The 14397-nt window shown below is 69.4% G+C and carries 9 protein-coding genes and 1 tRNA gene; 4 read left to right on the forward strand and 6 right to left on the reverse strand.

Going from position 1 to position 14397, the window contains the following annotated elements:
- Nucleotide 1 precedes the first annotated feature (1 nt).
- Entirely contained in the window at nucleotides 2–3070 is a 3069-nt protein-coding gene (locus ACT53Q_RS06485) for an efflux RND transporter permease subunit (protein ID WP_476185853.1), read from the forward strand.
- A 129-nt stretch (nucleotides 3071–3199) separates the two neighbouring features.
- Here the strand turns inward: ACT53Q_RS06485 and ACT53Q_RS06490 are convergent, their stop codons facing one another.
- The 3 genes from ACT53Q_RS06490 to ACT53Q_RS06500 all read right to left on the reverse strand — a co-directional run bounded on the left by ACT53Q_RS06490 (nucleotide 3200) and on the right by ACT53Q_RS06500 (nucleotide 4297).
- Nucleotides 3200–3601, reverse strand: a complete 402-nt coding sequence (locus ACT53Q_RS06490) for a phasin family protein (protein ID WP_476185854.1) — start codon at nucleotides 3599–3601, stop codon at nucleotides 3200–3202.
- A 179-nt stretch (nucleotides 3602–3780) separates the two neighbouring features.
- Nucleotides 3781–4134 (reverse strand): 6-carboxytetrahydropterin synthase QueD, encoded by a 354-nt coding sequence (gene queD, locus ACT53Q_RS06495; protein WP_476185855.1) that lies wholly within the window; start codon nucleotides 4132–4134, stop codon nucleotides 3781–3783.
- A gap of 86 nt (nucleotides 4135–4220) precedes the next feature.
- Nucleotides 4221–4297: transfer RNA gene (locus ACT53Q_RS06500), tRNA-Met, on the reverse strand.
- Between the two features lie 185 nt (nucleotides 4298–4482).
- Between ACT53Q_RS06500 and acnD the strand changes: the two genes are divergently transcribed.
- The 3 genes from acnD (at nucleotide 4483) to ACT53Q_RS06515 (ending at nucleotide 9009) form a co-directional block, all read left to right on the forward strand.
- Nucleotides 4483–7101 (forward strand): Fe/S-dependent 2-methylisocitrate dehydratase AcnD, encoded by a 2619-nt coding sequence (acnD, locus tag ACT53Q_RS06505; RefSeq protein WP_476185856.1) that lies wholly within the window; start codon nucleotides 4483–4485, stop codon nucleotides 7099–7101.
- Nucleotides 7102–7103: 2 nt separating this feature from the next.
- Nucleotides 7104–8303 (forward strand): 2-methylaconitate cis-trans isomerase PrpF, encoded by a 1200-nt coding sequence (gene prpF / locus ACT53Q_RS06510; RefSeq protein WP_476185857.1) that lies wholly within the window; start codon nucleotides 7104–7106, stop codon nucleotides 8301–8303.
- A gap of 118 nt (nucleotides 8304–8421) precedes the next feature.
- Nucleotides 8422–9009 carry an RNA pyrophosphohydrolase gene (locus ACT53Q_RS06515; RefSeq protein ID WP_476185858.1) on the forward strand — a complete coding sequence of 196 codons (588 nt, stop codon included), beginning with the start codon at nucleotides 8422–8424 and terminating at the stop codon, nucleotides 9007–9009.
- Nucleotides 9010–9050: 41 nt separating this feature from the next.
- Here the strand turns inward: ACT53Q_RS06515 and ACT53Q_RS06520 are convergent, their stop codons facing one another.
- The 3 genes from ACT53Q_RS06520 to ACT53Q_RS06530 form a co-directional block, all read right to left on the reverse strand.
- A complete protein-coding gene (locus ACT53Q_RS06520) occupies nucleotides 9051–9500 on the reverse strand; it encodes a CZB domain-containing protein (RefSeq protein WP_476185859.1) in 450 nt (149 codons plus the stop codon).
- A gap of 243 nt (nucleotides 9501–9743) precedes the next feature.
- On the reverse strand, nucleotides 9744–12149 hold the full coding sequence (locus ACT53Q_RS06525; protein WP_476186333.1) for a hybrid sensor histidine kinase/response regulator: 2406 nt from the start codon (nucleotides 12147–12149) through the stop codon (nucleotides 9744–9746).
- Between the two features lie 370 nt (nucleotides 12150–12519).
- Entirely contained in the window at nucleotides 12520–14391 is a 1872-nt protein-coding gene (locus ACT53Q_RS06530) for an EAL domain-containing protein (RefSeq protein ID WP_476185860.1), read from the reverse strand.
- Nucleotides 14392–14397: the final 6 nt, after the last annotated feature.

The following is a 14397-nucleotide window of genomic DNA, read 5'->3' on the forward strand; positions in this document are numbered from 1 at the left end:
CATGGTGCTCTCCGATCTCTCGATCCGGCGGCCGGTCTTCGCGACGGTCATCAACCTCGTCGTGCTGCTGATCGGCCTGATCGCCTACCAGCGCCTGCCGGTGCGCCTGATCCCCAAGGTCGACGAGCCGGTCGTCACCGTCAGCACCACGTACCCCGGCGCCAGCGCGCAGGTGATCGAATCGCAGATCACCCAGCCGATCGAGGACGCGCTGTCGGGCGTGGAAGGCATCCAGTACATCCAGTCGGTCAGCCGCGAACAGTCCAGCCAGGTCACGATCCGCTTCCGCTTGGACCGCGATCCCGACGGCGCCGCGTCCGACGTGCGCGACCGCGTCGGCCAGGCCCGCGACTTCCTGCCCCAGGAAGCGCGCGAGCCGATCGTGCAGAAGCAGGAAGCCGACGCGCAGCCGATCATCTACCTCGCCTTCTCCTCGCCGCGGCATTCGCAGGTGGAGCTGTCCGACCTCGCCGAGCGGCTGGTGAAGGATCGCGTGCAGACCATCCCCGGCGTCGCCCAGGCGCAGGTGTTCAGCCCGTCCTACGCGATGCGCGTGTGGCTGCAGCCGCAGCGGATGGCCGGGTTCGACCTCACCCCCGCCGACGTCGAGGCCGCGCTGCGCGCGCAGAACGTCGAGATTCCCGCGGGCCGCGTCGAGGGCCGCGAGCGCGAGTTCACGGTGCTGTCCGAGACCGACCTGAAGACGCCCGAGGAATTCGGCGCGATCATCCTGCGCAAGGATGGCCAGAGCCTCGTGCGCCTGCGCGACGTCGCCAAGGTGGAACTCGGCGCCCAGGAAAACCGCTTCCGCGCCCGCTACAACGGCCAGGACGCGGTGCCGCTGGGCATCGTGAAGCAGGCGGTCGCCAACCCGCTGGAGATCTCCGAGGCGCTGAAGGCGATGATCCCGGAGATCCAGCGCACGCTGCCGGAAGGCGTGAAGGTCGACATCGCCTACGATTCCACCATCTTCATCGAGAAGTCGATCGACGAGGTCTACAAGACCGTCGGCGAGGCGATCGCGCTGGTGGTGCTGGTGATCTTCCTGTTCCTGCGCAGCGGCCGCGCCACGCTGATCCCGCTGGTGACGATCCCGGTGTCGCTGGTCGGCGCGTTCGCGCTGATGTACGCCTTCGGCTTCACCATCAACACGCTGACGCTGCTGGCGATGGTGCTGGCGATCGGCTTGGTGGTCGACGACGCGATCGTGATGCTGGAGAACATCTACCGCCACGTGGAAGAAGGCATGCCGCCGTTCGAGGCGGCGCTGAAGGGCAGCAAGGAGATCGGCTTCGCCATCGTCGCGATGACGCTGACCCTGGCCGCGGTGTACCTGCCGCTGGCGTTCTCCACCGGCCGCACCGGCAAGCTGTTCGTCGAGTTCGCGCTGACCCTCGCCGGCGCGGTGCTGGTGTCCGGCTTCACCGCGCTGACGCTGTCGCCGATGATGTCGTCGAAGCTGCTGCGCCACCAGGACAAGCCGGGGCGTTTCTACCTCGCCGGCGAACGCGCGCTCGCCGCCGTCGACCGCGGCTACCGCGGCCTGCTCGAACGCCTGCTGGCGTGGCGCTGGATCGTCGTCGGTGCGACCGTGACGGTGTTCGCCGCCGCCGCGTTCCTGTGGACGGGCCTGCCGCGCGAACTCGCGCCGCAGGAGGACCAAGGCTTCATCATCGGCATCGGCATCGCTCCGGAGGGGGCGACCCTCGACTACACCGACAAGTACGCCCGGCAGATGGAAGCGCAGTTCCGGCAACTGCCCGACCTGCAGCGGCAGTTCCAGATCGTGGGCTTCCCGTCGATCACCACCACGATCGGCTTCGTCATGCTCAAGGACTGGGACCAGCGCGAGGTCTCGACGCCGCAGGTGCAGGGCCAGCTGTTCCCGCAGTTCATGGGCATCCCCGGGATCATGGCGTTCCCGACGCTGCCGCCGCCGCTGGGGCAGGAAGGCTTCGGCCAGCCGGTGAGCTTCGTCGTGCAGAGCACGGGCACCTGGGACGAACTGGGCGTCACCGTGCGGAAGATGATGGCGAAGATGCGCGAGAACCCCAACCTGACCAACCCCGACACCGATCTCAAGCTCGACAAGCCGCAGCTGAAGATCGAGGTCGACCGCGACAAGGTCGCGGCCGTCGGCAGCGACGTGGCGACGGTCGGGCACACGCTGGAGACGATGCTCGGCGGCCGCAACGTCACCCGCTTCAAGCGCGGCTCCGAGCAGTACGACGTGGTCGTGCAGGTCGAGGACACCGACCGGCGCACGCCGGGCGATCTCGACAACATCTTCGTCCGCGCCGGCGACGGCCAGATGGTGCAGCTGTCGAACCTCGTCGCGGTGAACGAGACGGTGGCGGCGAAGGAGCTGAACCACTTCAACAAGCTGCGCTCGGCGACGATCATCGCGGGCCTGGCGCCCGGCTATTCGATGGGCGAGGCGCTGGCGTGGATGGAGGCGGCACTGAAGGAGGTCGCGCCCGAGGCGCAGTACGACCTGTCCGACCAGAGCCGCGAGTTCCGGGAATCCTCGGGCGACTTCGGCCTGATCTTCGCGCTGGCGATCGCCTTCATCTTCCTGGTGCTGGCGGCGCAGTTCGAGAGCTGGGTCGACCCGCTGGTGATCATGCTGGCGGTGCCGCTGGCGATGTTCGGTGCCTTCCTCGCGCTGAAACTCACCGGCGGCAGCTGGAACATCTACTCGCAGATCGGCGTGGTGACGCTGGTCGGCCTGATCGCGAAGCACGGCATCCTGATCGTCGAGTTCGCCAACCAGCTGCAGGAGCAGGGCCGGACCAAGCTGCAGGCGGTGATCGACTCGGCCGCACTGCGCCTGCGCCCGATCCTGATGACCACCGGCGCGATGGTGCTCGGCGCGCTGCCGCTGGCGATGGCCACCGGCGCCGGCGCCGAGGCGCGCAACCAGATCGGCTGGGTGATCGTCGGCGGCATGGGCATCGGCACCGTGTTCACGCTGTTCGTGGTGCCGGTGATGTACCTGCTGATCGGCCGCGACCATCATCGCCGGCAGGCCAAGGCGCAGGCCGCGGCCGCACAGGCCGCCGCCGGCTGAGGCCCGCGGCGGGCCGGAACGTTGCGGCCGGAAAGGCGCGCAAGAAAAAGCCCGGTCGCACGTGGCGACCGGGCCGGAAGAGAGAGACAACAGGCGCCGGGGAGGGGGCGGCGCCTTTCCCGCGATGGATCAGCGGGCCTTGCGGGCCGAAGCGGCCTTGACCACCTTCTCGACGTCGGCCTGCGCGGTGGCGGCGGCGGTCTCGAACTGCGACTTGGCGATCTGGGCGATGGCTTCGTTGGTCTTCAGCGTGCGGCCGAAGGCTTCCTGGCCGGCGCCGATGCTGCGCTCGACGGTTTCGCGGGCGACCTGTGCGCCCTTCGGCCACACGGCCTTCAGGCCGTCGAAGTCGCGCACGTCGGCCAGCTCGCCCCAGAAGGCGAAGGTGGCGTTCATGTTCTCTTCGAGGGCGGCGAGCTGCAGGCCGAAGACGGCTTCGGTGTTCTCGAGGGTCAGACGGCCAACCTGCGCGGTGGTGTCCGCGAACTGGCGGGCCGACTTGGCGAACTGATCGTTGAACTGCGGATACATGACAGAACTCCTGGGCGGGATGCCGGCAGGAAGTGCCGGTTTGTGCAGTGCAACATAGGCCCGCTTTTGCTGCATTGCAACATGAGGCCGACGAGCGGCGCCTTCCCTGTTCAGGATTCCAGCGAAAATCAACAAGTTGCGACGCTTTTCCGGCCTTTCCGGCCGATCCCGACCGGTTTTCAGCCGCGGTGGCGGCAGCCGGAGGTGCAGGTTTCGTGGACCACGACCTCGCTCAACAGCGGCAGATCGGGCTTGAGCCGGTCCCAGATCCACACCGCCAGCCGTTCGCTGGTCGGGTTGTCCAGGCCTTCGATCTCGTTGAGGTAGTGGTGGTCCAGCCGCTCGTACAGCGGCTTGAACGCGGCCTTGATGTCGGCGAAGTCCATCACCCAGCCGGTCTGCGGGTCGATCTCGCCGGAGACGTGGATCTCGACCCGGAACGAGTGGCCGTGCAGCCGCGCGCACTTGTGGCCGGGCGGCACGTGCGGCAGGCGGTGCGCGGCTTCGAGGGTGAAGACCTTGAAGATGTCCATGGCGGGATCCTCGTGCGGAGGCCGGAAACGAAAAAACCCGCCTGCCGGCGGGTCGTCGGTCGCGCCCGGGGGCGGACGGAAAGCGGTGGTGGCTATGGGTGGACTCGAACCACCGACCCCAGCATTATGAGTGCTGTGCTCTAACCGGCTGAGCTACATAGCCACGAAGCCGGATATTGTCCTTGCCGTGCGGACACTCGTCAACCACTCCCATGTGCGGATGACGGCGGGGCGGCCTGTTCCGGATAATCGGGGATCTGATTCCCCCCCACCGCAGTCCGCGCGACGCATGGCGATGATCCGCCCGTGGCGCAGCTGCGCGACCCACGGCCCCGGACCCCGCCTCCCATGAACACCGCCCACCGCAAGCCGCTGCCCGGCACCTCCCTGGCCTATTTCGACGCCCGCGCGGCGGTGGAGGCCCTGTCGCCCGGCGCCTGGGTGGGCCTGCCCTACACCTCGCGCGTGCTGGCCGAGAACCTGGTCCGCCGCGCCGAGCCCGCGCGCCTCGACGCCTTCCTGTCGCAGCTCATCGACCGCAAGCGCGACATCGACTTCCCGTGGTTCCCGGCGCGCGTGGTCTGCCACGACATCCTCGGCCAGACCGCGCTGGTCGACCTCGCCGGCCTGCGCGACGCCATCGCCGACCAGGGCGGCGATCCGGCGCAGGTGAATCCGGTCGTGCCGGTCCAGCTCATCGTCGACCACTCGCTCGCGGTCGAATGCGGCGGCTTCGATCCGGATGCATTCGCGAAGAACCGCGCGATCGAGGATCGCCGCAACGAGGACCGCTTCCACTTCATCGACTGGACGAAGCTCGCGTTCCGCAACGTCGACGTGATCCCGCCGGGCAACGGGATCATGCACCAGATCAACCTGGAGCGGATGTCGCCGGTGATCGGCACGCAGGACGGCGTCGCGTACCCCGACACCTGCGTCGGCACCGACAGCCACACGCCGCACGTCGACGCGCTGGGCGTGATCGCGATCGGCGTCGGCGGCCTCGAAGCCGAGAACGTGATGCTGGGTCGCGCGTCGTGGATGCGCCTGCCCGACATCATCGGCGTCGAACTCACCGGCAAGCCGCAGCCGGGCATCACCGCGACCGACATCGTGCTGGCGCTCACCGAGTTCCTGCGCAAGCAGAAGGTGGTCGGCGCCTGGCTCGAATTCCGCGGCGAGGGCGCGACGGCGCTCACGCTGGGCGACCGCGCGACGATCTCGAACATGGCGCCGGAATACGGCGCGACCGCGGCGATGTTCTTCATCGACGGCAACACGATCGACTACCTCAGGCTCACCGGCCGCAGCGACGAACAGGTCGCGCTGGTCGAGACCTACGCGAAGACCGCCGGCCTGTGGGCCGACGATCTGGCGTCCGCGCAGTACGAGCGCACGCTGGCGTTCGACCTGTCGACGGTGGTGCGCAACATGGCCGGCCCGTCGAATCCGCATGCGCGCGTCGCGGTGAGCGATCTCGCCGCGAAGGGCATCGCCGACGAATCCAAGCTGCAGGCGGGCAAGGCGCAGGAAGCCGAAGGCCTGATGCCCGACGGCGCGGTGATCATCGCCGCGATCACCAGCTGCACCAACACCTCCAACCCGCGCAACGTCATCGCCGCCGGCCTGCTCGCGCGCAACGCGCGCCGCGCCGGCCTCGTGCGCAAGCCGTGGGTGAAGAGTTCGCTCGCGCCCGGCTCCAAGGCGGTCGCGCTGTACCTCGACGAAGCGGGCCTGACGGACGATCTCGAAGCGTTGGGTTTCGGCATCGTCGCCTTCGCCTGCACCACCTGCAACGGCATGAGCGGCGCGCTCGATCCGAAGATCCAGCAGGAGATCATCGACCGCGACCTGTACGCGACCGCAGTGCTGTCGGGCAACCGCAACTTCGACGGCCGCATCCATCCGTATGCGAAGCAGGCGTTCCTCGCCTCACCGCCGCTGGTGGTCGCCTACGCCATCGCCGGCACCATCCGCTTCGACATCGAGAAGGATGCGCTGGGCTTCGACGCTGCCGGCAATGCGATCACGCTGAAGGACCTGTGGCCGAACGACGCCGAGATCGACGCGATCGTGAAGGCGAGCGTGAAGCCCGAGCAGTTCCGCAAGGTCTACGAGCCGATGTTCAACGTGCGCGTCGAGCACGGCGCGCCGGTGAAACCGCTGTACGACTGGCGCCCGATGAGCACCTACATCCGTCGCCCGCCGTACTGGGAAGGCGCGCTCGCCAAGCCGCGCACGCTGCAGGGCCTGCGTCCGCTCGCGGTGCTCGGCGACAACATCACCACCGACCATCTGTCGCCGTCGAACGCCATCCTCGCCAGCAGCGCCGCGGGCGAATACCTCGCGAAAATGGGCCTGCCGGAAGAGGACTTCAATTCGTACGCGACGCACCGCGGCGACCATCTCACCGCGCAGCGCGCGACGTTCGCGAATCCGACGCTGCTCAACGAGATGGTGCGCAACGCCGATGGCAGCGTGAAGAAGGGCTCGCTGGCGCGCGTCGAGCCGGAAGGCCAGGTCATGCGCATGTGGGAAGCGATCGAGACCTACATGGAGCGCGGCCAGCCGCTGATCATCGTCGCCGGCGCCGACTACGGCCAGGGCAGCTCGCGCGACTGGGCGGCGAAGGGCGTGCGCCTCGCGGGCGTGGAAGCGATCGTCGCCGAAGGCTTCGAACGCATCCACCGGACCAACCTGATCGGCATGGGCGTGCTGCCGCTGGAGTTCAAAACCGGCACGACGCGTCTCACCCTCGGCCTCGACGGCACCGAGACCTACGACGTCACCGGCGCCCGCACCCCGCGCGCCACGCTGACGCTGGTCGTGCATCGCCGCAATGGCGAACGCGTCGAAGTGCCGGTGACCTGCCGCCTCGACACCGCCGAGGAAGTCTCCATCTACGAAGCCGGCGGCGTCCTGCAGCGCTTCGCGCAGGATTTCCTCGAAGCGAGCAAGGTGGCCTGAGCATGAGCATCCGTCCCCAACTCCGCATCCCCGCCACCTACATGCGCGGCGGCACGTCGAAGGGCGTGTTCTTCCGGCTCGACGATCTGCCGGAGGCGGCGCGGGCGCCGGGGCCGGCGCGCGATGCCTTCCTCATGCGCGTCATCGGCAGTCCGGATCCGTATGCGAAGCACACCGACGGCATGGGCGGGGCGACGTCGAGCACCAGCAAGTGCGTGATCATCTCGCGCAGCAGCCGGCCGGACCACGACGTCGACTATCTCTACGGCCAGGTGTCGATCGACACCGCGTTCGTCGACTGGAGCGGCAACTGCGGCAACCTGTCGACCGCGGTGGGGCCGTTCGCGATCGCCAATGGCTTCATCGACAAGGCGCGGCTGCCGGCGGACGGCACCTTCCCGGTGCGCGTGTGGCAGGCGAACATCGGCAAGACGATCGTCTGTCATGTGCCGATCGTCGACGGCGAGGTGCAGGAAACCGGCGATTTCGAGCTGGACGGCGTGACCTTCCCGGCGGCGGAGATCGTGCTGGAATTCCTCGATCCGGCGGACGAGGGCGAAGGCGAGGGCGGCGGGGCCATGTTCCCGACCGGCCATCTCGTCGACGATCTCGAAGTGCCGGGCGTCGGCACGCTGCAGGTCACGATGATCAACGCCGGCATCCCGACCGTGTTCGTGCGCGCGGCCGACATCGGCTACACCGGTGCCGAGCTGCAGGACGCCATCAACGGCGACGCGAAGGCGCTGGCGATGTTCGAGACGATCCGCGCGCATGGCGCGGTGCGCATGGGGCTGATCAAGGACGTGTCCGAGGCGCCGAAGCGCCAGCACACGCCGAAGGTGGCGTTCGTGGCGCCGGCGGCCGACTACACGGCCTCCAGCGGCAAGCGCATCGCCGCGGGCGACATCGACCTGCTGGTGCGCGCGCTGTCGATGGGCAAGCTGCACCACGCGATGATGGGCACGGCGGCGGTGGCGATCGGCACCGCGGCGGCCATTCCCGGCACGCTGGTCAGCGAGGCGGCCGGCGGCGGCGCGCGCACGGCGGTGCGCTTCGGGCATCCGTCCGGCACGCTGCGCGTGGGCGCCGAGGCGGCGCAGGTCGACGGCCAGTGGGTGGTGCGCAAGGCGGTGATGAGCCGCAGCGCGCGGGTGCTGATGGAAGGCGCGGTGCGGGTGCCGGCGGACACGCTGCCGGGTTGATCGTCCACGCCTGAACGTGCGATTCGCACCCGGCCGAACGGGCGGGTTGTCGACGTCCGCCTGCCGTGGCACAGTCGGAGACAGCGGCCCTCGGGCCAACAAGTCAGGAGTCCGCATCGTGATCGATCCGGACGGTTATCGACCGAACGTCGCCATCGTCCTGATGCACCCGGATGGCCGGGTGTTCTGGGCCCGTCGTGTCCGCCGCGACGGCTGGCAGTTCCCGCAGGGCGGGATGAACAGCGACGAGACGCCCACCGAGGCGATGTATCGCGAACTGCGCGAGGAAACCGGGCTGCTGCCCGAGCACGTCGACCTGATCGGTTCCACGCCGGGCTGGCTGCGCTACCGGCTGCCGTCGCGGGCGGTGCGCCGCAACGACCGGATGGTGTGCATCGGCCAGAAGCAGGTGTGGTTCCTGCTGCGTTTCACCGGCAGCGAGAGCGACCTGAAGCTCGATCTCACCGACTCGCCGGAATTCGACCACTGGCGCTGGGTGGATTTCTGGTACCCGATCGAGCACGTGGTGAACTTCAAGCGTTCGGTCTACGCCCACGCGCTGCACCACCTGGCGCCGTACGCGCGGCAGGTGGCGGGCGAGGCGATCCCGCCGCTGGGCGGCGATTCGATGCGCTGGATGCGTCCCCGCGGCCGGCGTCGCGGGCCGGTACGGCCGGCGACGGGGCGGGAATCCGGCCCGGGCTGAGCGTTTCGCCGCCGAGCCGGCAGGAGAACGGGCCTCCGGCGTCAGCCGCCGGTGCTCTCGTTCAACAGCTTGAGATCCTTCAGCCGGCGCACGATCCGGTCCGACGTCTTCGTGTATTCGCCATCGAGCAACGCCTTGGCGTCCGTGCGCTTGCCCGACTGGTGCAGCGCGACCACGCTGGACGCCTGCTGGTGGAACATCTTGTGCACCGCCCGCAGCTCGGAAAACATCGCGTACTGGCCGAGCTGCTTCTGGCCGTCGGAGTGGATCCACTTGCCGAGGTCGCAGCGGTCGTCGTGGCAGATCACCTCGGGCCGCAGGTCCTCGGTCGACTTGCCGTCGAGGTAGACCACCAGACGATCCTTCCAGTTCTGGTGTGCGCCGATCGCCACGTCGATGTCGAGCGACGTCAGCGCCTTGCCGACGTCCTGCTGGGCCTTGTCGCGCTCCGCCTTCGAGCCGAACGACTTGAAGAAATCCAGGAATCCCACGTGCCCCCCTTGTCTGATGGATGTTTGAGCCATCACAGGCAAGAAGCGTGCCCGTCGTCACGCGACAGAGGGCGCGAGCGGGTTTCGGAAAATCAACGGGTCACGCGGTTTCCGATCGATGCATTCGATCGGAAACCGCGCCGGTGCGTCTTAATGTGACATCGGTCCGGCCAGGGTGCCGTTGCGCGTCAACCGACACGGGTGTCGAGCAAACCGCATCGCCCGCCTGTCCGGCCGGGCGCTTCAGCCCGGCTGGGAGGTGCTCTTGGCCATGCTGGCGCGCAGGGCCTGGCGGGCGCGGGCGAACTCGTTGGCGATCAGCGCCACCGCCACGGCCGGGCGTTCGAGCGTCTGCGAGCGGGCGCCGAGCTCGACCTTGCGGGCGGCGTTGGACAGGGCCATCGCGCCGAGATTGGCGCTGGACGACTTCAGCGTGTGCGCGGCGTTGCGCAGCATGTCCAGGTCCGGGCCGGTCGCGGCGACTTCCAGCGCGGCGATGAGCCGCGGGCTGTCGTCGAGGAACACCTCGATCAGGCGGTCGACCTCGGTGCCGAGGATGCTGCGCAGCTCTTCGAGCACGCTGTCGTCGAGGATCGGCGACGGCGGTTCCGCGGGCGCGGCGGCGGCGGGCGGTGCAGCCGGGGCGGGGGCCGGCGGTTGGGCGGCGGCGGGCGGCTGTGCCGGTTTCGTGGTGGCCGTCGGCGGGGGCGGCAGGAAAGGATTCGAGTTGAACACGGGACGGTTGGCGGCGGCTTCCAGGGTGGCGTCGGGCGACGAAGGCACGACCGTCGCCGCCGGAGCGGGTGCGGGCGCGGCAGGACTCGCCGCGGCGGCGGCCCCGGCGCGTTCGGCCGAGGCCTGCTGCCCCGACACCTGCTGCCAGTGGAACAGACAGCGTTCCAGTTCGCCGCGGGTGACCGGTTTGGCGAGGTAATCGTCCATGCCGGCGTCGAGGCACTTCTGTCGGTCGCCGGCCATGGCATTGGCGGTCATGGCCACGATCGGCAGGCGCCGACCGCCGGTCACGGCCTCGTGTTCGCGCCAGCGGCGGGTGGCGGTGTAACCGTCCATCACCGGCATCTGGCAATCCATCAGGACCAGGTCGTAGCGCGAGGCCGACATGCGCAGCAGCGCGGCCTCGCCGTTGGTGGCGCTGTCGCAGGAGGTGCCGAGCACGCCCAGCAGGCGCTGGCCGACCATCAGGTTGACCGGGTTGTCCTCGACCAGCAGCACCCGCAGCGGTCGTGCCGGCGCGGGCTCGTCCTCGGGCGGCGCGACCGGCGCGGGCGCCGGCGGCGCGTACGGCACGGGGCCGGCCTGTTCGTAGGGCGAGGGCAGCGACGATTCGATCGCCAGCGGCGCGCCGCCTTCGACGAACATCGGCATCGATTCGGCCTGCGACGCCGATCCGCTGCTCTCCACCGTCGCGCCGATGAGCGCAGCGCGCAGATCGGCATCGGGCGATTGCCGCGGCAGCACGGTCGCCGACTGCAGCAGTTCCTCCGGCGCCGGTTCGTCGCCCTGCAGGCAGACCAGCCGGACCTGGCCGTAGGTGTTCTGGCGTTCGAGGTTGCGCAGCAGGGCGACCGCGGTGCTGCGCACGCTGCTGAGGTCGGCCAGCACGGTCGTGAACGCCCAGGTCGGGCCCTGGTGCAGGGCGCCGCGGATGCGTTCCAGCGCTTCCTGCGTGGTCTCGACGGCGGTGATGCGCAGGCCCCAGTTCGGCAGCAGCATGCTCAGCCGCAGCCGCAGGCGCTGGTCGCCGGTCAGCAGCAGCACGCGGCCGTTGCCGGGTTCGACCGGCCGGGTGGTGCTGATGTCGCCCTGCACCTTCAGCAGCGGCACTTCGAACCAGAAGGTCGAGCCCTGCCCGGATTCCGATTCCACGCCGATGCGGCCGCCCATCAGGTCGATGATGCGCTTGGAGATCGCCAGCCCGAGGCCGGTGCCGCCGTAGAGCCGCGTGGTGGAGGCGTCGGCCTGGCTGAAGGCCTGGAACAGCCGCTCCTGCGCCGCCGGCGAGATGCCGATGCCGGTGTCGCGGACCTCGAAGCGCAACTGGTGCTGGGCGCTGGTCTCGCCGATCTTGCGCACGCTGACGGTGATGCCGCCGCGCTCGGTGAACTTCACCGCGTTGCTGATCAGGTTGCTCAGCACCTGGCGCAGGCGCACCGGGTCGCCGCGCACCGGCAGCCGCACCGACGGGTCGATCTGCAGGTTCAGGCGCAGGCCCTTGCTCTGCGACGGCCGCTCCATCAGCTGGATCACCGATTCCAGCGTGTCGCGCAGGTTGAAGGTGGTGGATTCGAGCTGCAGCTTCGACGCTTCCAGCTTCGAGTAGTCGAGGATGTCGTCGACGATGCGCAGCATCTGCTGCGACGACAGGAAGGCGGTGTGCACCATCTCGGCCTGGTCGGCCGGCAGGCGCGCATGCATCAGCAGGTCCAGCATCGGCACGATGCCGTTGAGCGGGGTGCGGATCTCGTGGCTCATCGTGGCCAGGAACTCGCCCTTGGCCATCACCGCCGATTCGGCGTCCTGCTTGGCCTGCCGCAGCTGCTGTTCCAGCGCGCCGCGGCGCTGCAGTTCGAGTTCGAGTTCGGCGCGCTCGGCGTCGCTGCGCGCGGCGATCTCCGCCGCTTCGCGCATGTGGCGCTCGTAGTTGCGCGAGGCGTAGGCCAGGTAACCGGCGATGCCGGCGGTGATCGCGACCAGCGCGACGCCGATCATCAGCCAGGGGCCGCCCGGGAAGATGAAGTGCACGGCGAGGACGAGGATGGCGCCGATGGCGGTCGCCAGCGCCAGCCAGCGGAAGGTCAGCAGCGAAGGCTTCGGGTGATTCAAGGCGCGGTACCTGGCTGTAGCGGCATCCGCATCGGGGTCCTTCCAGGGCCGCGATGCTCCCCTCCGGGGCAGGCCGGAACCCCGATGATGCCCCAGCGCCGTGCAGCTTGGCCAGCGCGGCGGCTTCGATCAGCCCCGGAACGGAGGAAAACGGGCGCGGAAGCCGCCGGTCGGGCTAGAGCAGGGCGTGCTGGAAATCGAAGTCCATCGCATCCGCGGCGCGCTGGACCAAGTCGCCCTGGATGTAATCGATGCCGCTGAGCCAGAGTTTGGCGGCGGTCTGCGGGTCCTCGACGTGCTGGCCGATCACCTGCAGCCCCTGCAGGTGGGCGCGCTCGATCACCATCCGCATCTCGTCATGGACCGCCTGCTGCTCGATCCGGCCGGCGTAGTGCGGCGACAGGCGCAGGTAGCTCAGCGGCAACTGCGCGAGCAGGGCGTCCGCTTCCGGGTTCGACTGGAACTGGCTCAGGCACAGGCGCACGCCGGCGTTCATCATCCGCTCGCAGAACTCGCGCAGCAGCACCGAATGGACCAGCGCGTCGCCGAGGCGCACGTCGACGACCAGCAGCCGGCCCTCGATGCCGAGGTCCTTCATCGCGTCCAGCAGCCACTGGCTGTAGCCGTCCTGGCCGAGCGTACGCGCGGCCTGCGGCACGAACAGGCGGGCGCGGCGGCTGCCGCGCAGCTGTTCGCCGAGGATGGCCATGGCGCGGGTCATCACCCGGCGGTCGATCTCGTGCACCAGCCCGGCGCGTTCGGCGACCGGCACGATTTCCGCGGCGGTGTGCTGCCGGCCTTCGGCGTCGCGCAGGCGGACGAGGGTCTGGTACTGCTCCTGGTCGCTGCCGACCACCGAAACGATCGGCTGGAAGGCCAGCTCCAGGCGTTCGTTGGCCAGCGCGTCCTGCAACTGCACCAGCATCTTCGCCGACTGTTCCGACACCGCGTCCGCCGGTGGGCGGTAGGCGGCGATGCCGGCGGATTCGGTGCGTGCCAGGCGCAGCGCTTCTTCCGCCGCACCGAGCGCGGCGCCGGCATCGGGGAAGCCGTGGGCCAGGTCGACGTAGCCCACGCAGGCGCGCAGGCGCACGGTGTCGCCGTTGACCTCGAGCGTGCGCCCAAGGAAGGCGTCGCGCAGTTGCCGCGCCCACACCGCCTGGCGGTCCGGCGGCAGGCCGGGCCAGTAGACGACGAAGGTGTTGTCGTTGAGCCGCGAGGCGGCGCGCTCGCCGGCGATCGCCGCGACCAGCTTGCCGGCCTCGGTCAGGATTGCGTCCAGCGCGGCGTAGCCGTAATGGTCGCGCAGCGCCGAAGTGCCTTCGATCACCACGAAATGCACGGCGCCCGCGGTCTGCTGCGGGAACGCCAACGACAGCTGCTGCAGCATGTAATTGCGGGTCAGCAGGCCGGTGGCCGGATGCCGGCGCACTTCCTGCTCGCGTTGCTGGCGCAGCGCACGCGCGCGGCGGACACGGTTCTGCACCGCCGCGATCAGGTGGCGCGGGCGGACGGGTTTGCTCAGGTAATCGTCGGCGCCGCTGTCGAGCACTTCGAGGTGGCGCTCGGGATCGGTGTCGCCGGTCAGGAACACCACCGGGATGTGCGCGTAGCCACCGTGGCTGCGGATCTTCGTGGTCAGCTCGGTGCCTGACATGCCCGGCATGTGCAGGTCCATCAGCAGCAGGTCGGGCTGGAAGCGATCCATCGCGGCCATCGCCTCGCCGGGCATGGCCACGACCTCCGTGTCCATGCCCGAGCCCTTGAGGATGCTCTGCGCGAACAGCGCCTGGCTGCGATCGTCCTCGACGATCAGGATGCGATACGGCGGTTCGCCCTGTTCGGTCGGCACCACCTGCGGCGGATGGTCGGCGGGCGCGGCTTCGGCCACGGCGGCCTGCGCGGTGGTCGGTGCTTCCGGTGGCGGTGCGTCGGCGCACCAGCGCCGCCAGTAGCCGGCGGGCGGCGTTTCTGCCCGGACGCCACCTGCGCCGCCGCCCGGAGGGGCGCCGGCAACGGCGGAACGGTCGGGCGGAACGAAGGACATCGCGAC

It is taken from the genome of Lysobacter sp. DMC97 (assembly GCF_056313745.1).

Coding starts and splice junctions, on each gene's coding strand:
- ACT53Q_RS06485 (WP_476185853.1), top strand. CDS start 2: ATGGTGCTCTCCGATCTCTCGATCCGGCGGCCGGTCTTCGCGACGGTC.
- ACT53Q_RS06490 (WP_476185854.1), bottom strand. CDS start 3,601: ATGTATCCGCAGTTCAACGATCAGTTCGCCAAGTCGGCCCGCCAGTTC.
- queD (WP_476185855.1), bottom strand. CDS start 4,134: ATGGACATCTTCAAGGTCTTCACCCTCGAAGCCGCGCACCGCCTGCCG.
- acnD (WP_476185856.1), top strand. CDS start 4,483: ATGAACACCGCCCACCGCAAGCCGCTGCCCGGCACCTCCCTGGCCTAT.
- prpF (WP_476185857.1), top strand. CDS start 7,104: ATGAGCATCCGTCCCCAACTCCGCATCCCCGCCACCTACATGCGCGGC.
- ACT53Q_RS06525 (WP_476186333.1), bottom strand. CDS start 12,149: ATGCGCGAAGCGGCGGAGATCGCCGCGCGCAGCGACGCCGAGCGCGCC.
- ACT53Q_RS06530 (WP_476185860.1), bottom strand. CDS start 14,391: ATGTCCTTCGTTCCGCCCGACCGTTCCGCCGTTGCCGGCGCCCCTCCG.